We start from the raw sequence: 25,470 nt of genomic DNA on the forward strand, positions 1-25,470 counted from the left end.
TGCTCCACGGCGCGACGACGGTCCCGCCAACTGCCCACGCTGCGACGACGGCCTCTCCCGCTCCCCCTCGCCCGCCACCCAACGGCCCACCAAACGGAACGGGCCCGCTCCGGAGCGGGCCCGTACGTTCGGCTGCCGGGCGGGCTCAGCCCGCGAGCAGGGCGACCGCGTCGCTCTCGCCGAAGGTCAGACGGCAGGTGTCCGCACGGTAGGTGGAGACCGCGACGGCGGTGGTGCGGCCCCCCGAGACATAGCGGGTGGTGACGACCAGAACGGGCGCGCCGGGCAGCCGGTCCAGCTGCTTGGCGTCCTCCGCACGGGCCGAGCCGAGCTCGACGGTACGGTCCTGGCCCTCCAGCTCCAGCGACTGCAGCTCCTGCAGCACCGCATGGGCGCGCGCCGGGCCGTTCAGTACACCGGTCTCCTGGCAGCCCGGGACCACGGCCGCCGGGACGTACAGCAACTCGGCGGCGAGGGGCCGGCCCTGGGTGACCCGGCTGCGGCGGACGATGTGCACCCGGTCCCCGGCGGCCGTCTCCAGCAGACGGGCCACCGCGGCGGGCACCGTATCGCTCTCGACGGAGTCGACCGGCTGCCAGTCGTCACCGGCGGCGCCGGGCCAGGTGTGCCGGGCGGGGGCGACGGCGACCCCGACGCGGGGCGGTGCGACCGTGGTGCCCACCCCGCGGCGGCGCTGGAGTCTGCCTTCCAGCTCCAGCTGTTCGAGCGCCTGCCGCAGCGTGGCCCGTGCGACGCCGAACCGCGCCGCCAGATCACGCTCGTTGGGCAGAATCTCGCCGACCGTGAACTCCGAGTCCAGCGCCTCGCTGAGCACGGTCTTGAGGTGCCAGTACTTCGGCTCCGGCACCGTTTCGAGCTGCGTGGTCCCCACCCTGTCCTCCGCACTGACCGTAACCGGGACTGCTCCCCCATGGGACTCGGGCCGCGCGCGGCCGGCAGATCTGGGCCCGCTGCGCGCCCGATTATGAGCGCTTCTTTATTAAAGGTTGTTGCAGTATCCCGACGATATGGCCGCCCCCACCCTTGGTCAAGACCAATCCGGTATCCGTTTCGGACCGCTCGCACGCCCGAACGGGCCGCCCCGCCCGCGCCCTCCGCGGCGCCGCTCGGTACCGTTCCCGCCATGCTCGCGCTGCTGCACACCTCGCCCGTCCACGTCCCGGTCTTCGACGCGCTGCGGGACGCGGAGGCCCCCGGTCTGGCGGTGCATCACCTGGTCCGGCCCGAACTCCTCGACCGGGCAAGGGCGCAGGGACCCGACGCCGTCTCTGCGGACGTCTCCGCCGTCCTCTCAGAGGCGGCCGGCCACGGTGCGCGGGCAGTGCTCTGTACCTGCTCGACGATCGGTTCGGTGGCGGAGGCGGCCGGCGCCGCGCTCGGCCTCCCCGTCCTCCGGGTGGACCGTCCGATGGCCGCGGCCGCCGTCGCCTCCGGCCCGCGGATCGCCGTGCTCGCCGCCCTGGAGAGCACCCTCGCCCCCACGGAAGACCTGATCGTCCAGGAGGCCCAACGGGCCGGCCGCGAGGTCAGGGTGCGTACGGTGCTGGTGCCGGACGCGTGGGAGCGCTTCGAGAGCGGCGACACCGAGGGCTATCTGTCGGCCATCGCCGCCGCGGCACGGGAGGTCCGGGACGCCGATGCGATCGTCCTGGCACAGGCCTCCATGGCGCCGGCCGCCGAGGGGCTCGACGGGGGCGTCCCGGTGCTGTCGAGTCCGCGGCTCGGGCTGCGGGCCGCCGCTCAGCCGGCGGCCAGCGACTCCAGCTTCTCGGGGTTGCGGACGATATAGACGGTCTGAATCTTGCCGTCCGCGATCCCGAGCTGGATGACGGAGTCCGGCACACCGTGGTCGTGCGCCAACAGCCCGATCCCGCCGTTGAGTTCGAGGACGGTGAACTCCAGGCCGGGCGGCACGGACCTGGTGACGCCGAAGAGGAAACGGGCGACCTTGTCCGCGGACTCGATGATCCGCAGCGGGGCCTTGGCCTTCCCTCCGCTGTCCCCGACCAGCCGGGCGTCCGCCGCCAGCAGGCTCAGCAGCCCGTCCAGATCGTCGCCGGCCGCCGCGGCCAGGAACCGCTCGGTCAGGTCCCGCTGCCGGTCCGGATCGACCTCGAAGCGCGGTTTGCCCTCCTCCACATGCCGCCGGGCCCGGCCCGCCAGTTGCCGGACCGCCGCCTCACTGCGGTCGAGGGTGGTGGCGATCTCCGCATATGGGTAGCCGAAGGCCTCACGCAGCACGAACACCGCGCGCTCCAGAGGGGAGAGCGACTCCAGGACGACAAGCACGGCGAGGGTGACCGATTCGGTGAACACCGCCCGCTCGGCGGTGTCCGGGGCGGTGCCGCCGACGTCGGTCCGCAGCGGCTCCGGCAGCCAGGGCCCCACATAGGACTCGCGCCGGGCCTGGACCTGGCGCAGCCGGTCGATGGCCAGCCGAGTGGTGATCCGTACGAGAAAGGCGCGCGGCTCACGGACCGCCGCGTGGTCCGCGCCCGCCCAGCGCAGCCAGGCGTCCTGCACCACGTCCTCGGCATCGGCCACCCGGCCGAGCATCCGGTAGGCCACCCCGAACAGCACGGAACGGTGGTCCTCGAAGACGTCGGTGACCTCGGTCGCGGAATCCTTCAGCACCCCTCCATCCCACCCGGCCGCCCCGGCCTTGTCCAGCGGAAACCACCCAGAGCGGCCGCGTGGGCGCGTGGTGTGCGGCACACTCGCCCTCATCCCGGCCGCCCCATACCACTCAGTAGCCCCAGCTGGCATCGTGTCAGCGCACGCTCCGCACCACCGAAAGCCCCGCACCCCCAGAGGAGTTCACCCATGGCCGCCCCGGTCTCCTTCGCCCGCATCACCCCCGCGGACCGGCCGCCGTTCACGGTCGCCTACAAGCGCAAGGGCGCGGGCGAACCCATCGTCCTGCTGCACGGCATCGGCCACCACCTCCAGGCCTGGCGCCCGGTGTGCGACATCCTTGCCGCCTCCCACGAGGTCATCGCGCTCGATCTGCCGGGGTTCGGTGCCTCCCCCGCGCTGCCCGGCGGCTCGTCCTACGACCTGGCGTCGGTCGTCCCGCTCCTCGCCTCGGCGTTCACCGGGCTCGGCGTCGACCGCCCGCATGTGGTGGGCAACTCGCTGGGCGGGCTGCTCGCACTGGAGCTGGGCCGCGCCCGCGCCGTGCGGTCGGTCACCGCGCTCTCGCCCGCGGGCTTCTGGACCCCGGCCGAGCGGCGTTACGCCTTCGGTCTGCTGCGCGGCATGTACGCCGGCGCGCAGGCGCTGCCCGAGCCGGTGGTGGAGTCGCTGGCCCGGACCGCCCTCGGCCGCGCCTCGCTGACCGGCACCATCTACGCCCACCCCGGCCGCCGTTCGGCCGAGGCCGTCGTGGCGGAGACCCGGGCGCTGCGCGAGGCACCCGGCTTCGCCCCGACACTGGCGGCCGGCCGCGCGGTGCGGTTCACCTCCGATGTGCCCGACGTCCCGGTGACGATCGCCTGGGGCAGCCGCGACCGGCTGCTCCTCCCCCGCCAGGGCGTACGCGCCAAGCACACCATTCCGGCCGCCCGGCTCGTGCGGCTGCCGGGCTGCGGACATGTGCCGATGAACGACGATCCGGCGCTGGTGGCGCGGGTCATCCTCGACACCGTGGGGTAGGGCGTATCGGCCCGCGGTGTCCTACGAGCCCGCGGTGTCCTACGAGTTGGACCGCTCCCGCCGCGACAGAACCAGCAGCGAGACAGGCGGGCGATGCGGAGATGAGCGGAACCGTTGGCCGGTATGCGGAGTCACCTTCCTGGGGGCCACCGTGCCGGCGCGGCGTATCAGGACCGTATGGGCCACGGCAGCGTCCTGGCGATCGGGCGGTGGTCTTGCGACCATGGCCCGGGTCCGCCGGTCGCAGGTCCCCGGACCCGTTCGGGCGAACGGTGCACCGTGGTCCGTGAACGGGCCGCTGTTCACCGTCCGTTCGGCTGCGGGGCACCGGACAGCGATACGAACGGGTCGGCAGTGAGGTCGGTCGAGGCATGGAGGTTGGAGATGGCGCAGGGATCCGGCGGGGGCTTCGGACGGCGGTCGCTGCTGCAGGGCGCGGCGGCGGGTTCGGTGGCGCTGGCACTGCCCACGCTCTCCTGTGCCGCGCCGGCACAGGCCCGCAGCGGGCGGCCGAGCGCCGACTGGGGTGTCCAGGTCGGCGATGTCACCACCTCGTCGGGCCTGGTGTGGGTGCGGTCCGACCGGCCGGCCCGGATGGTGGTGCAGACCGCGGCGACCGAGTCGTTCCGCGGCGCCCGGTCCTGGCGCGGCCCGGTGATCGGACCGGACACGGACTTCACCGGCCTGACTTCGCTGCACGGCCTGCCGTCCGGTGAGCAGATCCACTACCGGGTGCTGCTCGCCGACCCGGACGACCCGCGGCGCACCGGCGAGCCGGTCTCCGGAACGTTCCGTACGGCACCCACGGGGCGCCGTGCCGACCTCCGCTTCCACTGGTCCGGGGATCTGGCCGGGCAGGGCTGGGGCATCAATCCGGACCGCGGCGGCTACCGCATCTACGAGGACATGCGGCGCCGGAACCCGGACTTCTTCCTGTGCAGCGGCGACAACATCTACGCCGACAGCCCGATCCCCGAGCGGGTGACGCTGCCGGACGGCCGGGTCTGGCGGAATGTGACGACCGAGGAGAAGTCCAAGGTCGCCGAGACGCTCGCGGAGTTCCGGGGCGCGTTCCGCTACAACCTGCTCGACGACAATCTGCGCCGCTTCAACGCGCAGGTGCCGACGATCACGCAGTGGGACGACCACGAGGTGCACAACAACTGGTACCCGGGGCAGCTGCTCGACGACGACCGGTACACGGAGAAGGACACGGACGTGCTGTCCGCGCGGTCGCTGCGCGCCTTCAGCGAGTATTTCCCGATCCGTACGCTGCGGCCCGACCGGGGAGGCCGGGTCTATCGCGTGGTGCGTCACGGCCCGTTGCTCGATGTGTTCGTCCTGGACATGCGCCGTTACCGCAACGCCAATTCGCCGGGCCGGCAGACCGACGACCCGCAGGGCATCCTCGGGGCGGAGCAGCTGCGCTGGCTCAAGCGGGAGCTTTCCCGCTCGCAGGCGGTGTGGAAGGTGATCGCCTCCGATATGCCGCTGGGTCTGGTCGTCCCGGACGGCAAGACCGACTTCGAGGCGGTGGCACAGGGCGATCCGGGCGCTCCCCTGGGACGTGAACTGCAGATGGCCGAGCTGCTGCGGCACATCAAGCACGACCGGATCACCGGCACCGTCTGGCTCACGACGGACGTCCACTACACCTCGGCGCAGCACTACGCGCCGGAGCGGGCCGCGTTCAAGGACTTCGAGCCGTTCTGGGAGTTCGTGTCGGGGCCGCTCAACGCGGGCGGGTTCCAGGCTTTGAAGCTGGACGGAACCTTTGGGCCCGCGCAGCCGTTCATCAAGGCGCCGGACCGTGCCAACACCTCCCCAGCGGAGAGTCCGCAGTACTTCGGCGAGGTCGATATCGACGGGGGCAGCGGGGAGCTGACGGTGCGGCTTCGTCAGGAGGGCGGCCAGGTGTTGTTCAGCAAGGTGCTGCAACCGGGACGGGTAGGACAGTAGTGGCCAATGCGTCGATTGCGTCTTTTACCCGTCGGACACAATGTGTTGGCGATCAGGCAACACCTGTCCGCCAGGCTTGTGTGCATGACTGAAGCATCCTCTGCCCATTCCTCCCGCCGCCCCCACTGGCGGCGGGACATCGTCGAGCTGGCCGCCCTCTTCACGGCCGTGGCGGTGGCCGACGCCGTCGCCAACACCGTCGTGCACGGCCCGCGGGGCCCGGTGCTGCTGTGCTCCGCCGCGGTGGCACTCCTCGCCACGGCGGGCTTCCACGTCTGGTGGTCACGACGCCACGAAAACGCCCCGCCGCCGACCGATACCGGCGCCACGGCACCGTCCTCCGCCGGCCGGGCCCCTGGGGCCGACGGCCAGGAGACGGCGCTGTGGCGCATGCGGACCACGGTCCAGGACGAGCCCGGCAGCCTGGCCGCGCTGTGCACGGCGCTGGGTGCGCACCGGGTGGACATCCTCAGCCTGCAGACCCATCCGCTCTCCGACGGCACGGTCGACGAGTTCCTGCTGCGCGCGCCCGGCGCGCTGGCGCCCGCCGAGCTGACCCGTACGGTGGCCGGCGCGGGCGGCACGCACAGCTGGCTGGAGCGCGCCGACGCACACGATCTCGTCGATGCACCCACCCGGATGCTGGGGCTGGCCACCCGCACGGCCCTGGACTCCGCCGAACTCCCCCTGGCGCTACGGCAGTTGCTGGGGCGCTGCACCATCCATTCGGTGCCCGCGCGCTCGCTGCGCGGTCAGCCGCTCGCCGAGCAGGTCCCCACGGAGGGCGTGCTGGAGGAGCACCTCATGAAGTTCCGCGACCCCTCCGGGGGCTCCCTCACCATCGAAAGGCCGCAATTGCCGTTCACCCCCACCGAGTTCGCCCGGGTGCGCGCGCTGGTCGATCTGGACGCCCGGCTCGGCCAGCGGGTGCCGCCGCGCCGTGATGTGCTGACGCTGCCCGAGGGCAACGAGATCACCGTCCGCCGCGCCGACACCTCCGACCTGGCCGCGGCGCGGGAGATGCACGACCGCTGCTCCTCGAAGACCCTGGGGCTGCGCTACCACGGCCCGGTCGGCGACGCGGACCGCTATCTCGGCCATCTGCTCAGCCCGCGGTTCGGCCGCACCCTGGCCGTGGAGACCGCCTCCGGCCGGCTGGTGGCGCTGGGCCATCTGCTGTGGGACGGCGACGAGACCGAGGTCGCGCTGCTGGTCGAGGACGCCTGGCAGCAGCGCGGTATCGGCGCCGAGCTGCTGCGCCGGCTGGTGACGATGGCGGCCGAGGCGGGCTGCGAGAGCGTGTACGCGGTCACCCAGGCCTCGAACACCGGCATGGTGGCCGCGATGCGCGGCCTCCGGCTGCCGCTCGACTACCAGATCGAGGAAGGCACGCTGGTGATCACCGCCCGCCCGTCGGGCAGGCCCGCCGCACGGGAGCCGCAGGAGAGCATCCGCCTCCATGACGGCAGCGCGCGCCGCTGAGCGCCCCGGAGCCCCACCGGGCACCGAACCCTCCGGCCGGCCGGGCGTGCTGACGCCCGGCCGGCCACGGCACAACGCAAGGGCACCGTAAAGCGACAGGAACGTACGGCTCTTTGATGGTGACGCGACGGGGCGATCCGTACGAGGATGGCCGTATGTCCCACACCACTACTTCCGGGGGCGGCCCGCTGCCCCGTGAGGTCGCCGACGCCTATGTCGACGCCCTCGTCGACCTGGACCCGATCACCGGCACCTTCCTCGGCATCGCCGAGAGCTCCGGCAAGCTCCCCGACTTCTCTCCGACGGGCCAGGAAGCGGTGGCCCAGCTCGCCCGTACGACGCTGGAGAAGCTCAGCGAGGCCGAGGCCCGGCCGGGCGCGGACAGCGCCGCCGAGCAGATCTGTGCCCGGCTGCTGCGCGAGCGGCTGACCGCCGAGCTGGCGGTCCACGAGGCGGGCGAGGGCCTGCGCACGGTCAGCAACCTCAGCTCGCCGCTGCACCACGTCCGTGAGGTCTTCACGGTCACCCCCGCCGAGACCGACGAGGACTGGGCGGCGATCGGCCGTCGGCTGCGGGCCGTACCCGCCGCGCTGGAGGGCTACCGCGCCGCACTCGACGCCGGCCGCAAGCAGGGCCTGCCCGCGGGACCGCTCCAGGTCCGCACCGTCATCGGCCAGTTGGACGAGTGGATCGGCACGGACCGCAGCTGGTTCGCCGAGTTCACCGACCCGGGCCCGGACGCCCTGCGCGCCGAGCTGACCGAGGCCGCCGGGGTGGCCACCGGCGCCCTGGTGGAGCTGCGCGACTGGTTCCGTGACACCTACGCCCCCGCCATCGAGGGCGCACCGGACGTGGTGGGCCGGGAGCGCTACACCCGCCTCGCCCGCTACTTCAACGGCGCCGACCTCGACGCGGACGAGGCGTATGCGTACGGCTGGTCCGAGTTCCACCGGCTGCTGGCCGAGATGGAGACCGAGGCCGAGAAGGTGCTGCCCGGGGCGAAGACTCCATGGGAGGCGCTGGCCTGGTGCGATGAGCACGGCGAGGCGGTCGAGGGCGTCGAGGAGACCCGCCAGTGGCTCCAGTCGCTCATGGACGAGGCCATCGACGCGCTGGACGGCACCCACTTCGAGCTGGCGGAGCGGGTGCGCCGGGTCGAGTCGCGGATCGCCCCGCCCGGTGGCGCCGCCGCCCCGTACTACACCCAGCCGTCGCTGGACTTCTCCCGCCCCGGCCGGACCTGGCTGCCGACGATGGGCGAGACCCGCTTCCCGGCGTACGACCTGGTCTCCACCTGGTACCACGAGGGGGTGCCCGGCCATCACCTCCAGCTGGCACAGTGGGCCCATGTCGCCGACTCGCTCTCCCGGTACCAGACGACGGTGGGCATCGTCAGCGCCAACGCCGAGGGCTGGGCGCTGTACGCCGAGCGGCTCATGGACGAACTGGGCTTCCTGACCAACGCCGAACGGCGCCTGGGCTACCTGGACGCGCAGATGATGCGGGCCGTCCGCGTCATCATCGACATCGGGATGCATCTGGAGCTGGAGATCCCCGCGGACTCGCCCTTCCACCCGGGTGAGCGCTGGACGCCGCAGCTGGCGCACGAGTTCTTCGCGCGGCACAGCAGCCGCCCGGCCGACTTCGTCGAGAGCGAGATCATCCGCTACCAGGGCATGGCCGGCCAGGCGATCGGCTACAAGCTCGGTGAGCGGGTGTGGCTGCAGGGCCGGGAGGCGGCCCGCGCCCGGCACGGCGCGGACTTCGACCTCAAGAGCTGGCACATGGCGGCGCTGTCGCAGGGGTCGCTGGGCCTGGACGATTTGCTGAGCGAGCTGTCGGCGCTCTGACCAGGTCTTGTGGGGGCGGCGGCCGGCCACGGCGCAATGCTGTTGTGGCCGGCCGCCGCCGTCCGTAGGGTCCGCTGACATGACGGTGGCTCTCGCGGCGGACCGGCCGCTCCTTCTGTTCCCCGGTGACCCGCTGCGCCCCCGGCTGGGGGCACCTCCCGGCCGAAGGCTGCGGGCCGATCCGCACTTCGCGGCCGAGGCCGCCACCGCGCGGTCGGCCGGCGCGGCGACCGCGGTGCTGGACCACGAGGCGCTGCTCGCCGGGGACGCCGAAGGGGCGGTGTCAGGGGTCCCGCGCAAGGCCGGGCCGGTCTGGTACCGCGGCTGGATGCTGCCCACCGACCGCTGTGCCGCGCTGGCCGCGGCGCTCACCGCGCGCGGCTGCCGGCTGCTGACCTCCCCCGAGGCGTATCGCACCGCCCATGAACTCCCCGGCTGGTACGACACCTTCCGCCCGCTCACCCCGCGCAGCGTCTGGCTGCCCTGCGCCCCCGGCAGGCCCCCAGAGCGGGCCGCACTGGCCCGGCTGGCCGCGGGGCTCGGCGAGCCGGGCCGGCGCCGGCCGCTGGTCGTCAAGGACTGGGTCAAGTCCCGTAAGCACGAGTGGGACGAGGCGGCCTACGTGCCGGACGCCCAGGACACCGAGCGGCTGTCTGCGGTCGTCGCCCGTTTCCTCGCCCTCCAGGAGGAGTTCCTGACCGGCGGTGTGGTGCTGCGGGCCTTCGAGGACTTCGCGGCGGTGGGTGAGGCGCGGGTCTGGTGGGTGGACGGTGAGCCGGTGCTGATCGGCCCGCATCCCGACACACCGGAGCTGCGACCCACTCCCGTCCTTGACCATGTGGCGCCTGCCGTACGGGAGTTGGGGCTGCGTTTCGTCACCACGGATCTTGCGCTGCGCACCGACGGCGTCTGGCGGGTGGTGGAGGTCGGCGACGGCCAGGTCAGCGGCCTGCCCGCCGGAACCGACCACCGGCCGCTGTTCGAGGCGCTGGTCACCGCGGGCGCCGGCTACCCGCTGACGCTCACGGCCGGCCGGGTGGCGCTGCGCGCCCTGCTGCCGGCCACCGCCGCCCGGGTCGCGGACGGAGATCCCGCGGGGTTCGACTGGATCGACGGCACACCGCCCGAGACCACGTCCGGCGGCGCCGGTATCGCCGTACGGGCCGCGGCGGCCGGCCACTACCGGCCCGGCTGGGGCGTCTTCGTGCTGACCGACACCACGAGCGGTAAAGCGCTGGGCAGCATCGGCTTCCACGGCCCGCCGGACGCCGACGGTTCCGTGGAGATCGGTTACGACCTCTCCCCCTCCGCGCGCGGCGCCGGCTGGGCGACCGACGCGGCGCGGCTGCTGACCGACTGGGCCACGGCTCAGCCCGAGGTACGGACGGTGTGCGCCCTGACCGAGCCGGAGAACGTGCCGTCACAGCGGGTTCTGGAGCGGACCGGCTTCCGGTTCGTCGGAGAGCGCGAGGGTCTGCGCGCCTATGAGACCAGTGGGATGGATGGGGCCTGGGAGACTTCCCGGACGGGTGAGGCCGGGGAGACTTCCCGGACGGGTGAGGCGGGGGAAACTACCTGGACGGGTGAGGCCGGGGAGACTACCCGGACAGGTCAGACCGGTGAGTCCTCGGCCGTGGCCGGAGTCAACGCCGGAAGCCTCCCTCTGAGTTGATGACCTGACCGGTGATCCAGGCCGCCTCGTCGGTCGCCAGCCAGGCGATCAGGCGGGCCGGGTCGTCGGGCGCGCCCCACTGCCCGCCGGGGAAGCACCCGGCCACCCGCTCACGGAGCTCGCCGACCGCGTAACCGGTGTCCACGGGGCCCGGGTTGACGGTGTTCACGGTGACCCCGAGATCGGCGAAGGTGGTGGCGAGGCTGCGCGTCGCCGAGGCCAGCGCTCCCTTGGCCAGACCGTAGGCGATCTCCTCCGGCATCCCGCCCCCGAGGTCCTGGCCGGAGGTCATCATCACGATCCGCCCGCCCGGCAGCCCCGCGGGGCGGCGGCGGGCGTAGGCCTGAGCGAGGAGGATCACCGAGCGGGCGTCGACCGCCCAATGGGCGTCGAGCATCGCCGCGTCGATGGCGTCCAGACTGCCGTCGCTGCCGCTGAGGGCATGGTTGGCGACGAGGATGTCCAGCCGGCCGCCGAGCGCCTCGGCGGCGGTGTCGAGGAGGCGGGCGGGGGCGTCGGGACGGGCCAGATCGGCCGGGCCGTGGGCCACCACCGCGCCGGGAACGGCGACTTCCCGTACCCCGTCGGCGACCGCGTCCGGACCGCCCGGGTCCGCGCCCCACGGCTGCCCGGCGTCGTGCGGCACATGATGGTGCAGGTAGACACCGGCCCCGTAGGCGGCCAGCCGCCGGGCGACGGCGTAACCGATGCCACGGCGTCGGCTCGCTCCGGTGACCAGGGCGGTACGGCCGAGAAGCGGCAGCGGGTCGCGGCCCGGTACGTCGGCCCCCGGGGCGGGCCGGGGACCTTCGGCGGAGCGGCTGTTGTCGTAGGTCATGACACCCCAGCATCGCGGCCGCCGGACCACGCGTCACATGCTTTTCATGGGGCCGAAGACTTACGGCGCTTCGACGATCCGGTGCCGGAGATGGTCGTAGGCCCAGGCGGCGAGGGTGGTCGGGGTGGTGGTCCGGACGGTGCGGCGCTGTTCGGGCACGAAGTTCTCGCGCAGACCGGTCGACATTCCGAGCAGGCCCTCGACCATGCTGTCGGTCATGCCCACCTGGTGGAGCTGGGTGCGCATGGCGTCGTCGGTGATCTGTTCCACGCTGATCTGCCGCCCGGTGGCAGCGGTCAGGATGGTGCCGACCTGTCGCCAGGTGAGGTCGGCGGGCCCATGAACTGCTTGCACACAGCGTCCGGACCAGGTGGGCGACAGCAGACGGGTGGCGGCGACCTCAGCGATGTCGCGGGGCGCCACCCAGGCCATGGGGTGGTCGAGGGGAAGGATCACCTGGAGGGTGCCGGCGCGCAGGGCATCAACTTGAAGTTCGAGATTGGTGAAGAAGTAGCCGCAGCGGAGGTGGGTGACGTCGACGCCCAGGTCATCCAGAGCGGTCTCGGTGTGTGCCAGGCCGTCGATCTCACCAGCACCGTGACGTTTCTCGGCGCCGACGCTGCTCTGGAAAACGACGCGGCCGATCCGGTTCTCGGTGACGGCGCGGACCACGCTGCCGGTGGCACGGGCGTAATCGGCAAGGGGATCCGCACTGCCGGTGACCGGGTCCACCCAGAACAGTGCGTCCACATCTTCGGTGGCCGCCACCACGGCGTCGGCATCGTATTGGTCGACCGGCACGGCATCCACCTCATCCCGGACGTCGGGGGCCAGCCGGCCGGGGTCGCGCAGCAGGACGCGCGGCCGGACCCCGGCGCGGACCAGTGTGGCGACGACATGCCGGCCGACATTGCCGGTCGGGGTGGTGACAGCGATCTGCACGGTTTCTTCCTCTCATCGGTGCCTCGTCCGCAGGCTAGGAGCCAAGGCGGCCTGAACCTGTCCTCCTCTCCTGGAAGGCTGACGGCATGGATCTCGACCCGACGATCAGGACCTTGACCTTGCTGACCCTGCTGCAGTCGGGGCGCGAGTGGACGGCCGCCGACCTGGCCGAACGGCTCGGCACCAGCGTCCGCACCGTACGACGCGACGCCCAGCGGCTACGCCGGCTCGGTTACACGGTCGAGGCCCGTCCGGGACCGGGCAGCGCCTATCGGCTGAGGCCCGGGGTCAAGGTCCCACCGTTGCTGTTCACCGCCGACGAGATCACCGCACTGGTGGCCGGGCTGCATCTGATCCGCGCCTGGCTCCCCGAGGACGCGGTCGCATCGAGCGCCTTGCTCAAGCTCGACCAGGTCCTGCCCCGCCCGCTGCGCCGCCGCGCAGCCGCGACCGACCTCGCGACGGAGGTGCTGCAGCAGCCCGGCGCCGTGGTCGCGGCAGCCACCGTCGGCGTGATCGCCGACGCGGTGGCCGAGGACGGCAGGCTCCGGTTCCGCTACACCGACCAGCACGGCCGGCCGTCAACCCGCCTGGTCGAGCCCTACCGCCACTTCCTGCGCGCCGGCCACTGGTACCTCGTGGCGTTCGATGTCGACCGGGACGACTGGCGCACCTTCCGTCTCGACCGGATCACCGACATCTCCCCGGTGGCGGGAGCCTTCCAGCCCCACGCGTTCCCTGATGTGTCCATCGAACGCTGGTTGACCACCGACTTCGGCCGCGCCCCTGCACGCTCACCGGGCTCATCCGCCGCGATGCCCGACGTCGGCGAGGACGGCGAGCCGGGCGGCGAAGTACGTGGCGGCATGGGCCCCAGCAGGGAAGATCACCGGCATCCGCCTTGATCTGCCGGTGATTCCACTGCTGGACAGCGCAGATGACCGGCTCTTCCCCCGACGCCACCGACTGGCGCATCCTCGACGTCCTGCGGCGCCACGGCCGCATGGGCTATGCCGAGCCGGCGCGCGCCGTGCCGGAGATCCTGGAGGCCCACCACGTCACGGGCGACGACTGCTTTATCCTCTTTGCCCTCAAAGTCGCCGCCCGGTCCATGAAGCACCTGGAGGAGGTGTCCGGGCGGATCGGTGCGCTAGGCGCGGTGACCACCGACGTTGTCTACTCTGCGCCGCTCGCCCGCCGCCCGGTGAGCCGGTGACCGGTCAGCCGGTGACCGGCGGCCCGTGACGGCCCCGTCCGGCGGGTTCAGCTCCGTACGCGGTGCCGGACCGTCGAGCCCGACCGGTCCTTGACGACCTCCAGCTGGGCGGGGATCCGCGCCTTGAGGTCGGCGACATGGCTGACGATGCCGACGCTGCGGTCCCGTTCGCGCAGCGAATCCAGGACGTCCAGCACCTCGTCCAGTGTCTGTTCGTCCAGGCTGCCGAAGCCCTCGTCGATGAAGAGGGTGTCCAGTCGCGTGCCGCCCGCCTCGTCGGTGACGACATCGGCGAGGCCGAGCGCCAGCGCGAGCGAGGCGAAGAAGGTCTCGCCGCCGGAGAGGCTGGAGGTGTCCCGCTCATGGCCGGTCCAGGCGTCGATGACATGCAGCCCCAGGCCGGAACGCCGGGCGCCGCCGGCCCGTTCGTCGGAGTGGACGAGGGTGTAGCGGCCGGCGGACATCCGGTGCAGCCGGGCACTGGCGGCGGCCGCGACCTGTTCGAGCCGGGCGGCGAGCACGTATGACTCCAGGCGCATCCGCCGCTCGTTCTCGCTGGACGTACCGGAGGCGAGTGCGGCGAGGCGGGCGATGCGGTCGTGGGCGGCGCGCAGCGGTGCCAGCGCACGGGCGTCGGCCTCGGCGCGGGCGGAGAGCCGGTCGAGCTCGGCGCAGCGTTCCCGGGCCGCGGCATGGGTGGCCGAGGCGGTGCGCAGCCGCGCTGCCGCGGCCTGGTGCGCGGCCTGTGCGGCGGCCGGGTCGGCGGGCGGCAGCGCCGCCGCGGCCGCAGTTTCGGGATCGGCCAACTCGGCCTCCACCGCGGCGGATTCGGCCTGCCATTCATCGAGCCGCCGCTGCAGGGCCCGCCATTCCTCGTCCCGTAGCAGCGCCTCCGCGGCGGCCTGCGGGGTGGCGAATCCGGCGCGGTAGGCGGCGTCCGACAGCCCGGCGTCGGCCTCCTTGAGCCGCTGGGCACAGGAGTTGGCCGTACGGGACGCCTCCGCCGCCGCTGCGAGCAGGGCCACCTGCCGCTCCAGCCGCGCGGCCCGGTCGGCGACGCTGGCGCAGTCGGCGCGCGCCCGGGTCAGCTCCTCTTCCAGGGCGGCCCGTTCGCGGTCCAGTGCCTCCCGGTGGGAGGTACGGGCAGCGGCCCGGCGCTCGGCCTGCTGCTGCTCGGCGCGGCGCCGCTCGTATTCGCGCTCGGCGCGCCCGAGCGCCTCACGGGCGGCATGGAGGTCGGCCCCCCGCGCATGGGCGCGGGCGTACTCGGCGTGCAACTCCTCCACCTGCGCGGCGAGTTCACCGGCCGGGGTGTCCCCCGCCGTGGCGGCCGCGGCGGCCAGCGCCTCCTTGGCCGACTGGCAGTGGGCCTCCGCCTGCCCGCGGGCCTCCTCGGCCTGCCGGTGTGCCGCCAGTGCGGCCTCCTCGGTCGCCCGGTCGACATGGCCCGCACCGGCCCGGGCCGGATGCGGGTGCTCGGTCGCGCCGCACACCGCGCAGGCCCGGCCGTCACGGAGTCCGTCCGCGAGCTCGGCGGCGATCCCGCGCAGCCGCCGGTCCTTGAGGTCGAGCCAGTGCTCGTGGGCTGCCGCTGACCGCTCCCTGGCGGCGAGCAACTCCGTTTCCGCCGACTGCACCTCACCGCTGAGCCGGTCGCGGCGACGGGCCGCTTCCCAGCGTTCGGCGGCCGGTTCGATCCGGGCGCCGAGCTGTTCGGCCCGGGTGGCGGCCTCCTGTGCCGTCTCGATGCGCTGCTGGTGGGCGCGCTGGGCGCCGTCCCATTCGGCGAGCCACTCTGCGGCGTCCAGCAGCGTCTGCTCGTCGGCACGCGCCTCGCGGTCGAGGACGGTTCGCTCCCGGCCGATGTCGGCGGCCCGCCGCTCGGCCCGCCGGGCCGCCCCGAGCGATCCCAGGTCTTCCCGCAACTCCCTTTCCAGCGAGGCGAGTTGCTCGCTCTCCGTGTCGACGAGGTCCGGCGGCAGCGGGCTTCTGTGCTGCCGCTCGGCGCGCTGCGCGGCGTCCAGCTCACGCCAGGCGGCGTCGCGCAGGGCGAGCGCGGGCGCGACCTCCGCGGCCGCCCGGGCCCGCTCCAGCCTGTCGCGGGTGCGCTCGCGCTCCTCGGCGTGGGTCTCTAGCAGAGTGGCCCGGCGCCGGGCGTCCGTGTACCGCTGCTGGAGCCGGGCACGCTCACGGGCCGCTTCCCCTCGCCCGGCCGCCGTGTGCTCCGCGGCCTCGGCGGCGTGCAGCGCGGAGCGGGCGACCTCCAGCCGCTCCCGTGCGCTCACCCGGGCGACCGCTGCCCTGACGAGCACCGCATCCGCGAATCCCGGCTCGCCGGGGCCCGGTGCTGCCGGGTCCTCCGCGACGCCGCCACGGGCCGGTGCGGCCGGTCCGCCGGAGTCCACGGACCCGGCCTGGCCCGGCACGGTCGCCCGCTTCGTGGCCGTCGCCGTCGCCCGGCCGCGCCCGCCGGCCGCGGCGGCACGTCCGCGGGCCGGTGCGCCCTGCGGCGTCGTCCCGGCCCGGTCCGGCGCCGGGACCGACGGATCGCTGAGATCGGCGCTCTCACCGGCCGCCTGCGCCATCCGGTGCGCCAGCGCCAGCAGCCGTTCGTCGCCCGCGGTGACGGTGTCCGCGGCGGCCTTGCGGCGTGCGGTCAACTGCTCTTCGAGCGCGGCGAACCGCCGGGTGTCGAAGAGCCGCCCCAGCAGCCGGGAGCGCGCCTCGGCATCGGCCCGCAGAAAGCGGGCGAAGTCGCCCTGCGGCAGCAGGACGACCTGGCAGAACTGCTCCTTGCTCATCCCGAGCAGCTGGCCGATCTCCTCACCGATCTCCTGGTGCGAGCGGCTCAGCGCCTTCCAGCGACCGTCGCTGTCCGGCCCGTCGCCGTCCGCCGGTCCCCCGGCCCCGGCCCCGGCCGGTACGAACTCCCGCAGCCTGCTCTGCGCCTTCTCCTTCGTGGTGCCGCTGCCCCGCTTCTTGGGGCGCGGCTGCTCGGGCAGCCGGGTGATCTCCAACCGCCGTTCGCCCACGGTCAGTTCGAGGACCACCTCGGTGAGGGTCAGCGGGTCCGCCAGATCGCTGCGCAGCGCCTGGCCGCTCTGCCGCGCCCCGGGGACCGACCCGTACAGCGCAAAGCACACCGCGTCCAGCACCGAGGTCTTGCCCGCGCCCGTCGGACCGTGCAGCAGAAAGAGACCGTCCCGCGTCAGCCGGTCGAAGTCGATGGTCTGGGTGCCGCCGAACGGCCCGAAGGCGGTCAGGGAGAGCCGGTGCAGTCTCAACGCGCCACCTCGGCCGCCATGTCGTCGACGCGGACCTCGTCGATCGCCGAGCGCAGTTCGGCCCGCTCCTGCTCGTCGGCCGCGCGACCGGACCGTACGTGTTCCACGAAGTCCTCGGCGATCTCCTGGTCGCTGCGCCCGCGCAGCCGCTGCGCGTACGACGCCAGCGAGCGGGTGGGCCCCTCGTCGGGGTCGAAGACCAGGCTGACGAGGTGCGGGAAGCGCTTGACCAGCCGGGCCATGGGCTCGTGCGGGCGGGCGGTGTCGGTGAGGGTCGCCTCGACCCAGGAGTCCTCGTGCCGGGCCTGTTCGGGGTCTTCCAGCAGCTGTTCCAGCCGTCCGCGAATACGGGCCAGCGGCCGCGGCACCGGGCAGTCCACCCGCTCCGCGTGCACGGCGCCGTCCGCGTCGAGATCGATGATCCAGGACGACTTGCGGTGATCGGCCTCGGAGAAGGAGTAGGCGAGCGGAGATCCGGAGTAGCGGACCCGCTCAGTGAGGGTCTGGCAGCCGTGCAGATGCCCGAGGGCGGCATAGTCCACCCCGTCGAACACGGCCACGGGCACCGAGGCGACCCCGCCGACGGTGATATCGCGCTCGCTGTCGCTGATCGCGCCGCCGGTGACAAAGGCATGCGCCAGCACCACGGAGCGCGTCCCCGCGGGCCGTCCGGCGAGGTCGGCCCGTACCCGGTCCATGGCCGCGCCGAGCACCTCCGCATGGTCGGCGCGCCGGGCCCCTAGGGTGTCGCGGACCATGGCGGGTTCGAGATACGGCAGCCCGTAGAGCGCCACCGGCCCATGGGCGTCGGCGAGCAGTACGGGGGTGCCGCAGTCGGCGGGGTCGGTCCGGAGGTGGATGCCGGCCCGCTCCATCAGGCCGGAGCCGACGCCCAGCCGGCGGGCCGAGTCATGGTTGCCGGAGATCATCACGGTCGGGACACCGAGACCGGCGAGCCGGTGGAGGGCGTCGTCGAACAGCTCGACGGCGGCGAGCGGCGGCACGGCACGGTCATAGACATCGCCCGCGACCAGCACCGCGTCGATCTCCCGGGCACGCACCGTCTCGACGAGATGATCGAGGAACGCGCGCTGGGCGGAGAGCAGATTCACCCGGTGAAAGGACCGTCCCAGATGCCAGTCGGAGGTGTGCAGAAGTCTCACCCAGCCGCTCCGACCTGCATATTTCCCCTCCGAGAACCCACGAACCAGCACCGACCCGACGCGGCCCGGCGGCCGTCCCCCACCACGGTGGGCGCTGTCCGCACCCCGTCCCTTGCGGGCCTCATTCTTGCATCCGTGGCCGGGGCGGATGTCCGTGGACGACAGCTCCGGTCCGTGTCGCGGAGAGGGCGTGCCCTCACTCCTCCGACGCTTCCGCGGTCCCGGCACCACGGCTACGTCATGCCCGCGTCACGGACCAGCAGCGCCATCTGGACCCGGTTGGACAGGCCCAGTTTGGCGAGCGCGCGACTGACATGGGCCTTCACCGTGCCTTCGCCCATGGCCAGTTCGCGTGCGATCTCGGCGTTGGACAGTCCTCGGGCCACGGCCCGGACCACCTCGCCCTCCCGGTCGGTCAGCACCGAGAGCCGCTGACGCGCCTCGGTCGCGCCCTCCGACGCCAGTCCCGCGAAGGTGTCGATCAGCCGTTTGGTGACCTTCGGCGTCAGCATGGCGCTGCCCTCGGCGACCGTACGGACGGCACCGGCCAGGTCCCTCGGGGAGGTGTCCTTGAGGAGGAAACCGGACGCGCCGTTGCGCAGGGCGGTGTGCACATAGTCATCGAGGTCGAAGGTCGTCAGCATGATCACCTTGGGGGCGTCGCCCGCACGCCGCAGCTCCTTGAGGGCGGTCAGCCCGTCCATGCCCGCCATCCTGACGTCCATCAGCACGACGTCGGGGCGGTGTTGGGCGGCCGCGGTGATCGCCGCGCTGCCGTCGCTCGCCTCGGCCACCACCTCGATGCCCTCGGCCGGTTCCAGGATCATGCGCAGGCCGGCCCGGACCAATGCCTCGTCGTCGACCAACAGGACTCGGATCACGCGCGTTCCTCCAGGGCGGGCAGGGAGAGGGGAAAGCGGGCCGATACGGTGAATCCGCCGCCGTGGCGCGGCTGGGCCTCGAATTCCCCGTCGAGCAGTTCGACCCGTTCACGCAGGCCTACGAGTCCCGTGCCGCTGCCCGGTAGTGACTCCGCGGGAGCACTCGGGGCCGTGTTGGACACGACGACTTCCAGATCCGCTGCGAGGTAGCGCACGACGACGTCGGCGTGGGCCGCACCGGCATGCTTGTGGACATTGGTGAGGGCCTCCTGCACGACGCGGTACGCGGCATGTTCCAGCAGGGTCGGCAGCCGTTGCGGGGTGCCCTCGTCGTGCCGCTCCACGGAGACTCCCGCGGCGCGCGACTGGTCGAGCAACCGGTCGAGATCCACCAGGGTCGGCTGCGGTCCGAGACTGGGCCCGTCGCCGTCATTCGCGCTCTTGAGCACCCCGATGACTTCTCTGAGCTGCGTGAGCGCTTCTCTGCCCGTGGTGCGGATGAGCTCCGCCGCGGCGGCGGTCTCCTCGTCCTTGGCGTTGACCTCCAGCGCCCCCGCGTGCAGCACCATGAGCGACACCCGGTGCGCGACGACGTCGTGCATGTCCCGGGCGATACGGGCCCGTTCCTGTGCGCGCGCCTGCTCGGCGCGGGCGGTTTGCTCCCTCTCACGTTGCGCGGCGCGCTCCTCGATGCCGTCGATCACCTCGCGGCGGGCCCTGCTCCACAGACCCAGGGCCGCGGGGAGCCAGACGAACAGCACCGCACCGCCGAGCGACGGAAGCAGGTCTTCCCGGGTCGGGCCCGGCACCCCGATGGCCACGCCCATGGCCGTCGGCAGCAGGGCGACGGCGCCGGCACCGACGAGGTACCCGACCAGATTCCGCTGTCTGCGCGCGGTGAGGGCCGCCACGTATGACCCGACGCCCAGCGGTGCCCAGGCCGACAGCAGTATCCAGGCCACCACTCCGACGGTGATCATCGGCCACCGCCGGCGCGGGAGCATCAGGACGGCGGTCGCGGACACCACCGCGATCACCGCTGACAGCACATGGCCGGCCAGAGGCATCATGCCCAACTCGGCGAGCACATAGGGGACCGGGCGGGCATCGTGCGGCAGGAAGGCACTCGCCCCGACCGCGGCGGACAGCAAGGCGAGTCCCCAGCGGTCCATTGAGCGTCGCAGGCGCTGATGAAGCGCTCTTTCCCTACGTTGTGTCACGATTCGAGCCTAGTCGGTCACGGTCGGCCCGGCTTCTGCCGTTCGTCTGCCGTGGCCCCGACGAAAGTTGAGAGCGGTCTCCACTTAAGTCAGGGATATTTCTTGCCTTTTGGGAGACGTCCGGGGGTGGTTCGCGCTCACACACTTCCCTCCATGACACAGACAACAGCTGCGGTCCGGGCCACCGGGCTCGTCAAACGCTACGGATCGGGCGACTCCCGAGTGGTCGCGCTCGCGGGCGTCGATGTGGAGTTCCGGCGCGGTGAGTTCACCGCAATCATGGGGCCGTCCGGCTCCGGTAAATCGACGCTGATGCACTGCGTCGCGGGGCTCGACCAGGCCGACGAGGGCACGGTATGGATCGGGGACACCGAGTTGACCGGTCTGCGCGACACCGCGCTCACCCATCTGCGCCGTGATCGTGTGGGTTTCGTCTTCCAGGCTTTCAACCTTCTCCCTACGCTCACCGCCCTCGAAAACATCACGCTCCCCTTCGATCTGGCCGGTCGCAGGCACGACCAGGACACGGTGCGGAAGGTCATCGCAGCGCTGAATCTGCAGAGCCGGCTGCACCACCGTCCCAGCCAGCTGTCCGGCGGCCAGCAGCAGCGCGTGGCCTGCGCCCGGGCGCTGGTCACCCGGCCGGAGGTGGTGTTCGCCGACGAGCCGACCGGCGCACTGGATTCCTCCGCCTCCGCGGAACTGCTCGGTTTTCTGCGCCGCAGCGTCGACGCTCTCGGCCGGACGGTGGTGATGGTGACCCATGAGCCGACTGCCGCCGCCTACGCGGACCGGGTGCTTTTCCTCAAGGACGGCCATCTCGTGGGCGAGCTCCGGGCGCCGGACGCCGGCAGCGTGCTGGAGCGCATGAAGTCCTTCGAGAAGGCAGCCGCCTGATGCTGAAGGCAATGCTGCGCGACCTGCTCGCGCACAAGGGCCGGGTGGTGATGACGCTCATCGCCATCGCGCTCGGTGTGACGGCGACGGTCGGAAGCTGGGTGGTGAGCGACTCCATCGCCACCACCCTCGCGGGCCAGGAAACCCGTCACGACGTAGGTGTCTCGGTGCAGAGCCCCGGGAAGGAATCGCTGCTCACGTCCGCGGACCGGGACCGGCTGGCCCGGACGCCCGGGGTCGGGCGTGCCGAGGGTGTGATCGTCGGCCGCGCCGGGCTGATCGGCCGTGGCCACAAGTTCGTCAGGACGACCACGGTCCTGGACCGGGCCGGCACGAACTGGAGCAGCGACAAGCGCTTCACCGTGGAGGCGGGCACGGCACCCACCGGTCCGGGCCAGGTCGCGCTCCACAAGGCCGATGCCGACTCCGCCGGCATCGCGGTGGGCGATACCGCACAGGTGCTGCTGTCCGACGGGCGCTCCGACACGGCCAGGGTGACGGCGCTGTTCACCTACCACCGTCTGGGTCCCAGGGCCACGACGGACGCGAACGAGGCCTCCGACGCGGTGCCGGTGGTGGCCTACGACACGGCGACCGCCACGAAGTTGCTCGGCCCGCGCTTCCACCGCGTCGAGCTGATCCCCGCCTCCGGTGCGAGCCCGGGCGCCCTCAAGGCCGCCGCGCAGAAGGGCGTATCCGACGAGTACCACGTCGAGACGGGCAGTGCACTGGCCCAGGCTGCCGTTCAGCAGTCGGACTCCGAGGCACAGGACCTCCGGATGACGATGCTGCCCTTCGCGGCGGTCGCGCTCCTGGTAGGCATGTTCGTCATCGCCAACACCTTCACCCTGCTGGTGAGCCGGCGGACCCGGCAGTTCGCGCTGCTGAGGGCCGTCGGTGCACGCAAGGGACAGGTCCGGGCCGGGATCGTCGTCGAGGCCGGTGTGCTCGGACTGGCCGGCGGCACCCTCGGCACACTCGCCGGTGTGGCCCTGGGCCCCTCGATGATTGCGGTGATGCGTCCGCAGGACGACGTCGACCTCACCGTCAGCCCGTTCGCCGTCCTGCTCGGATACGGGGTCGCCCTGCTGGTGACCGTCGTGGCCGCGTACCGCTCCGCGCGGCGGGCCGCGGCCGTCCCGCCGGTCGCCGCACTCCGCACCGCAGATACCGCCCCCCGCGAGACAAAGCGGACACGCCACTTCACCGGTCTCGGCTGCATCGTGACCGGCGTCGTGATGGTCGCCATGACGGCGGACCCCAGTACCTCCAACCTCGGGCGGATCGTCGGGCTCATGGGAGCGGTCCTCGGCGTCATCGGCATGATCGTGCTCGCGCCCTTCTTCGCCGAGGCGCTGCTCCGGCCGCTGATGCGCCTTCTCGGGGCGCGGTCGGGACCAGCGGTCCGTCTCGGTCTGCGCAACGCCGCGAGCGACCCACGACGGACCTCCGGAACGGCGACCGCCCTCACCGTCGGGCTGGCTCTGGTCTGCGCGTTCGCCACGCTCAGCGCTTCCTTCTCCGCGCTGATCGCCTCGACGACCCGGGCGAATGTGCCGCCCACGACCACGGTCCTGCAGTCCGCGGCCGGTGGCGAGTCCTCGCTCACCCCCGCTGAGGCGGACAAGGTCAGGAGGCTGCCCGGGGTCACCCAGGTGGCCGGAAGCCGCGATGTGCTGGTCGGCCTGACCTACAAGGGCGGCAGGACCGAGCGCCGGATCTCCGCGATCGAGCCGTCGGGCCTGAAGGGCGTGCTCACCCCTCACCTCACCGCCGGGAGCCCCGACTTGCGACGCGGCGTGGTCATCTCACAGAACCAGGCGGACATGCTGGACCTGGGCATGAACGACAGGATCACACTGCATCTGGATGCCAGGACCTCCGTCACCCAGTCCGTGGTGGGGATCTACGACGCCACCGAACTGCAGGCCAGCATCTTCCTGGACGTCAGCAAGGCACCCGGCTCGCTGCGGAAGCAGATCACCACGCTGTACGCCTCCGGCCCCGACCCGGACACGGCGCGCGACAGCATACGGGCGGCCTTCCGTGACCGCCCGGACGTCTCCGTCGGCAGTCGTGAGACCTTGGTCGAACAGGGCGTTGACCAGCAGTCACTGGCCTTCACCCTGATGTACGCGATGTTCGGGGTCGCGATCCTGATCGCTGTGTCCGGTGTCGTCAACACCTTGGTGCTCTCGGTCATGGAGCGCACCCGTGAGATCGGAGTGATCCGCGCGGTGGGCGCGACCCGGCTCCTGGTCCGCCGGACCATCAGGGTGGAGAGCATCGTGATCTCTCTCTTCGGTGCGCTGCTCGGGGTGATCGTCGGTGTCCCCGCGGGCGCCGTCATGCAACACGCCATGTTCGGGCAGCGGTTGGGGGACTTCTCGCTCCCCGCCGGAATCATCGGTCTGTCGCTGGCCGGTATCACCCTCGCGGCAGTGCTGGCCGCGATATGGCCGGCCCGCCGGGCGGCCCGTACGGACATGCTGGCGGCGATCGCCGGCGAGTAGCGCCCGAGCGGGCCGACGGCGGACGGGTCGGCAAGCATTCGAGCAACTGGAGGGGTGAAGCAGTGGGGGGAGGCGGGTGCGTGCCCCGAAGCTGGTGGTGGGGACATCAACAGCTCAAGTACGACGCAAGGATGCGCCACCCCGGCGACATGCGGGCGTCAGCCGGGGTCGGTGGCCCCGACCGCCGTCCCCCCGGCTCCCTTCTCCCACCCCTCTCCCCCGGCCCGCCCTCCGGTGTCCGGATCGGAGCCGTGCAGATACTCCTCCGTGATCCGCTTCGGCCCGAACGGCCACTCCTTCTCGTAACGGGCCCACACCAGAAAGGCCACGACGCCCGCCCCGACCCACGCCAGCGACCATTCGATGGGATGTCTGCCGGGCGCGTTCCGGTCCGCATAGCCGTAGATCACCAGCCAGCCGATGAGCGCGACGACGCTCGGCAGCGGATAGAGCCACATCCGGTACGGCCTGTGCAGTCCCGGCTGCCGGCGGCGCAGCACGGTCACCGCCGCGACCTGGGCCAGTGCCTGCACGATCACCATGACGGTGGTCAGCAGCTGGATGATGGTGGCCAGGTCGGTGTGCCGCCCGAGGAGGAAGCCCGCGGCCATCACGGTCCCCATGGTGAGCAGGCCCAGTACGGGGAACCGGTGACGCGGGTGGAGCGTGCCGTACGGGCGGAAGAAGACCCGCTCACGGGCGGCGTCGTAGGGGACCCGGGAGCCGCCGAGGAGTCCGGTGAAGACGGAGGCGACGGCGGTGATGAGAATGAGCACCGTGACGGTGCCGGCGGCGCCCTTGCCCCAGGCCCTCTCCAGCACGGCGGAGGCGACGGACGAGGAGGCCGTCGAGTGCGGGTCGAGCATCTCCTGCCAGTTGACGATGCCCAGGGTGCCGATCTGCAGCAGCAGATAGATCGTCATGATGCCGAGGATCGCGAAGAGGATGGCACGCGGAATGGTGCGGCCGGGCTGTCTGATCTCGGCGCCCATGTAGGCGATGGTGTTGTAGCCCAGGTAGTCGTAGATGCCGATCGTCAGTCCGGCCGCGAAGCCGGTCCAGAAGTGACTGGACGTCAGCTCGAAGGCGTGCGCGGGGTAGGTGAAGGCGCGCTCCGGGCTGAAATGGGTGAAAGCGGCGACGATGACCAGCAGGACCGAGGTGATCATCACCGTCCAGAGGACGACGGTGAGCTTGGCGATGTTCTCCACCCGCCGCCACAGCAGCACGACGATGCCCACGGTGACGCCGATGCCTACCAGATCCCCCTGCCCCGAGGTCATGTCCGGCCACAGATAACCGAGGTACTGCACAAAGCCGATCACGCCCGTGGACATACCGAGCGGGATGAAGAGCATGGCCGTCCAGACGAACAGAAACGGCATCAGCTTGCCGGTGCGGTACTGGAACGCCTGCCGCAGATAGACATAACTGCCGCCGGCACCGGGCAGCGACGCACCCAACTCGGCCCAGATCAGCCCGTCGGCGAGCGCCAGGACCGCGCCCGCGAGGAAGCCGGTCACGGCCTGCGGCCCGCCGAACGCGGCGACCATCAGCGGAATGGTCACGAAGGGACCGATGCCACACATCTGGCTCATGTTGATGGCGGTGGCCTGGAACAAGCCGATGCGCCGGACGAATCCCACCCGCTCATCGAGGAGTTCAGGCATACGGCAGCCCTTCCCTTGCCGGCACACACACCGGTCAGCGGCCCGTTGTCACCGCGTCACAGGCTGACATGACCTCGGCGTCAGCGCACCGGTCCGGACCGGACATTCCAGTGCGGTCGGCGCGCCCTCCACAGCCCGTCGCGGACGCCTCTATGGGGCCCACGTCAGCCCACCCGGCACCTAGCGGGCGTAGGCGGGGGCCGCGCCA

19 protein-coding genes are annotated in these 25,470 nt (G+C 72.2%); 10 read left to right on the forward strand and 9 right to left on the reverse strand.

Annotated elements, in window-relative coordinates; all coding sequences use genetic code 11:
• Window positions 1-145 precede the first annotated feature (145 nt).
• Entirely contained in the window at window positions 146-892 is a 747-nt protein-coding gene (locus STRNI_RS04105) for a GntR family transcriptional regulator (RefSeq protein ID WP_093636360.1), read from the reverse strand.
• Window positions 893-1,144: 252 nt separating this feature from the next.
• On the opposite strand from STRNI_RS04105, the gene STRNI_RS04110 reads away from it, so the two are divergent.
• Window positions 1,145-1,810, forward strand: a complete 666-nt coding sequence (locus STRNI_RS04110) for an aspartate/glutamate racemase family protein (RefSeq protein WP_159484415.1) — start codon at window positions 1,145-1,147, stop codon at window positions 1,808-1,810.
• On the opposite strand, the gene STRNI_RS04115 is transcribed toward STRNI_RS04110, so the two are convergent.
• Window positions 1,762-2,655 carry an RNA polymerase sigma-70 factor gene (locus tag STRNI_RS04115; protein ID WP_277410556.1) on the reverse strand — a complete coding sequence of 298 codons (894 nt, stop codon included), beginning with the start codon at window positions 2,653-2,655 and terminating at the stop codon, window positions 1,762-1,764. The genes STRNI_RS04110 and STRNI_RS04115 overlap by 49 nt on opposite strands.
• A gap of 189 nt (window positions 2,656-2,844) precedes the next feature.
• On the opposite strand from STRNI_RS04115, the gene STRNI_RS04120 reads away from it, so the two are divergent.
• The 5 genes from STRNI_RS04120 to STRNI_RS41290 all read left to right on the forward strand — a co-directional run bounded on the left by STRNI_RS04120 (window position 2,845) and on the right by STRNI_RS41290 (window position 10,638).
• Window positions 2,845-3,675: an alpha/beta fold hydrolase gene (locus tag STRNI_RS04120; RefSeq protein WP_277410557.1), complete on the forward strand. Its 831-nt coding sequence runs from the start codon at window positions 2,845-2,847 to the stop codon at window positions 3,673-3,675.
• 384 nt (window positions 3,676-4,059) lie between these two features.
• A complete protein-coding gene (locus tag STRNI_RS04125) occupies window positions 4,060-5,634 on the forward strand; it encodes an alkaline phosphatase D family protein (RefSeq protein WP_266441283.1) in 1,575 nt (524 codons plus the stop codon).
• An 84-nt stretch (window positions 5,635-5,718) separates the two neighbouring features.
• Entirely contained in the window at window positions 5,719-7,116 is a 1,398-nt protein-coding gene (locus tag STRNI_RS04130) for a GNAT family N-acetyltransferase (protein WP_266441282.1), read from the forward strand.
• Window positions 7,117-7,271: 155 nt separating this feature from the next.
• Complete coding sequence (locus STRNI_RS04135; RefSeq protein WP_159484419.1) at window positions 7,272-8,966, forward strand: DUF885 domain-containing protein; 1,695 nt, start codon at window positions 7,272-7,274, stop codon at window positions 8,964-8,966.
• Between the two features lie 79 nt (window positions 8,967-9,045).
• Window positions 9,046-10,638 carry a GNAT family N-acetyltransferase gene (locus tag STRNI_RS41290; protein WP_338149712.1) on the forward strand — a complete coding sequence of 531 codons (1,593 nt, stop codon included), beginning with the start codon at window positions 9,046-9,048 and terminating at the stop codon, window positions 10,636-10,638.
• On the opposite strand, the gene STRNI_RS04150 is transcribed toward STRNI_RS41290, so the two are convergent.
• Both STRNI_RS04150 and STRNI_RS04155 read right to left on the reverse strand, forming a co-directional pair.
• Window positions 10,610-11,476: an SDR family oxidoreductase gene (locus tag STRNI_RS04150; RefSeq protein WP_174876296.1), complete on the reverse strand. Its 867-nt coding sequence runs from the start codon at window positions 11,474-11,476 to the stop codon at window positions 10,610-10,612. The genes STRNI_RS41290 and STRNI_RS04150 overlap by 29 nt on opposite strands.
• Window positions 11,477-11,536: 60 nt before the next feature.
• The gene (locus STRNI_RS04155) at window positions 11,537-12,418 is read right to left on the reverse strand and encodes an NmrA family NAD(P)-binding protein (RefSeq protein WP_274739830.1); all 882 of its coding nucleotides are present in this window, start codon (window positions 12,416-12,418) and stop codon (window positions 11,537-11,539) included.
• A gap of 86 nt (window positions 12,419-12,504) precedes the next feature.
• Here STRNI_RS04155 and STRNI_RS04160 point away from each other — a divergent pair, with 86 nt between their 5' ends.
• Together STRNI_RS04160 and STRNI_RS04165 are read left to right on the forward strand one after the other, a co-directional pair.
• Window positions 12,505-13,323, forward strand: a complete 819-nt coding sequence (locus STRNI_RS04160; RefSeq protein ID WP_266448374.1) for a helix-turn-helix transcriptional regulator — start codon at window positions 12,505-12,507, stop codon at window positions 13,321-13,323.
• A 32-nt stretch (window positions 13,324-13,355) separates the two neighbouring features.
• Window positions 13,356-13,634 (forward strand): Lrp/AsnC ligand binding domain-containing protein, encoded by a 279-nt coding sequence (locus STRNI_RS04165; RefSeq protein ID WP_277410558.1) that lies wholly within the window; start codon window positions 13,356-13,358, stop codon window positions 13,632-13,634.
• 47 nt (window positions 13,635-13,681) lie between these two features.
• Here STRNI_RS04165 and STRNI_RS04170 read toward each other — a convergent pair whose 3' ends face one another.
• From STRNI_RS04170 to STRNI_RS04185, 4 genes are all read right to left on the reverse strand, one after another.
• On the reverse strand, window positions 13,682-16,918 hold the full coding sequence (locus STRNI_RS04170) for an AAA family ATPase (protein WP_277410559.1): 3,237 nt from the start codon (window positions 16,916-16,918) through the stop codon (window positions 13,682-13,684).
• Window positions 16,915-18,081, reverse strand: a complete 1,167-nt coding sequence (locus STRNI_RS04175; RefSeq protein ID WP_159484431.1) for an exonuclease SbcCD subunit D — start codon at window positions 18,079-18,081, stop codon at window positions 16,915-16,917. Before STRNI_RS04175 ends, STRNI_RS04170 begins: the two co-directional genes overlap by 4 nt.
• Before the next feature lie 233 nt (window positions 18,082-18,314).
• Window positions 18,315-18,962, reverse strand: a complete 648-nt coding sequence (locus STRNI_RS04180) for a response regulator (RefSeq protein WP_277410560.1) — start codon at window positions 18,960-18,962, stop codon at window positions 18,315-18,317.
• Window positions 18,959-20,134 carry a sensor histidine kinase gene (locus STRNI_RS04185; RefSeq protein WP_266448385.1) on the reverse strand — a complete coding sequence of 392 codons (1,176 nt, stop codon included), beginning with the start codon at window positions 20,132-20,134 and terminating at the stop codon, window positions 18,959-18,961. Before STRNI_RS04185 ends, STRNI_RS04180 begins: the two co-directional genes overlap by 4 nt.
• A gap of 201 nt (window positions 20,135-20,335) precedes the next feature.
• Here STRNI_RS04185 and STRNI_RS04190 point away from each other — a divergent pair, with 201 nt between their 5' ends.
• Together STRNI_RS04190 and STRNI_RS04195 are read left to right on the forward strand one after the other, a co-directional pair.
• On the forward strand, window positions 20,336-21,079 hold the full coding sequence (locus STRNI_RS04190; protein ID WP_277410561.1) for an ABC transporter ATP-binding protein: 744 nt from the start codon (window positions 20,336-20,338) through the stop codon (window positions 21,077-21,079).
• Window positions 21,079-23,592 carry an ABC transporter permease gene (locus STRNI_RS04195; RefSeq protein WP_277410562.1) on the forward strand — a complete coding sequence of 838 codons (2,514 nt, stop codon included), beginning with the start codon at window positions 21,079-21,081 and terminating at the stop codon, window positions 23,590-23,592. The genes STRNI_RS04190 and STRNI_RS04195 overlap by 1 nt, the downstream gene beginning before the upstream one ends.
• A gap of 158 nt (window positions 23,593-23,750) precedes the next feature.
• Here the strand turns inward: STRNI_RS04195 and STRNI_RS04200 are convergent, their stop codons facing one another.
• The gene (locus STRNI_RS04200; protein ID WP_266448394.1) at window positions 23,751-25,262 is read right to left on the reverse strand and encodes an APC family permease; all 1,512 of its coding nucleotides are present in this window, start codon (window positions 25,260-25,262) and stop codon (window positions 23,751-23,753) included.
• Window positions 25,263-25,470: the final 208 nt, after the last annotated feature.

This window comes from Streptomyces nigrescens, from assembly GCF_027626975.1.
GTDB classification, from domain to species: domain Bacteria; phylum Actinomycetota; class Actinomycetes; order Streptomycetales; family Streptomycetaceae; genus Streptomyces; species Streptomyces nigrescens.

What these genes read in the sequence shown, in the direction of transcription:
- STRNI_RS04190 (WP_277410561.1), top strand. Translation starts at nt 20,336, where the DNA reads ATGACACAGACAACAGCTGCGGTCCGGGCCACCGGGCTCGTCAAACGC.
- STRNI_RS04135 (WP_159484419.1), top strand. Translation starts at nt 7,272, where the DNA reads ATGTCCCACACCACTACTTCCGGGGGCGGCCCGCTGCCCCGTGAGGTC.
- STRNI_RS04165 (WP_277410558.1), top strand. Translation starts at nt 13,356, where the DNA reads ATGACCGGCTCTTCCCCCGACGCCACCGACTGGCGCATCCTCGACGTC.
- STRNI_RS41290 (WP_338149712.1), top strand. Translation starts at nt 9,046, where the DNA reads ATGACGGTGGCTCTCGCGGCGGACCGGCCGCTCCTTCTGTTCCCCGGT.
- STRNI_RS04195 (WP_277410562.1), top strand. Translation starts at nt 21,079, where the DNA reads ATGCTGAAGGCAATGCTGCGCGACCTGCTCGCGCACAAGGGCCGGGTG.
- STRNI_RS04125 (WP_266441283.1), top strand. Translation starts at nt 4,060, where the DNA reads ATGGCGCAGGGATCCGGCGGGGGCTTCGGACGGCGGTCGCTGCTGCAG.
- STRNI_RS04130 (WP_266441282.1), top strand. Translation starts at nt 5,719, where the DNA reads ATGACTGAAGCATCCTCTGCCCATTCCTCCCGCCGCCCCCACTGGCGG.
- STRNI_RS04120 (WP_277410557.1), top strand. Translation starts at nt 2,845, where the DNA reads ATGGCCGCCCCGGTCTCCTTCGCCCGCATCACCCCCGCGGACCGGCCG.
- STRNI_RS04185 (WP_266448385.1), bottom strand. Translation starts at nt 20,134, where the DNA reads ATGGACCGCTGGGGACTCGCCTTGCTGTCCGCCGCGGTCGGGGCGAGT.
- STRNI_RS04200 (WP_266448394.1), bottom strand. Translation starts at nt 25,262, where the DNA reads ATGCCTGAACTCCTCGATGAGCGGGTGGGATTCGTCCGGCGCATCGGC.
- STRNI_RS04110 (WP_159484415.1), top strand. Translation starts at nt 1,145, where the DNA reads ATGCTCGCGCTGCTGCACACCTCGCCCGTCCACGTCCCGGTCTTCGAC.
- STRNI_RS04160 (WP_266448374.1), top strand. Translation starts at nt 12,505, where the DNA reads ATGGATCTCGACCCGACGATCAGGACCTTGACCTTGCTGACCCTGCTG.
- STRNI_RS04150 (WP_174876296.1), bottom strand. Translation starts at nt 11,476, where the DNA reads ATGACCTACGACAACAGCCGCTCCGCCGAAGGTCCCCGGCCCGCCCCG.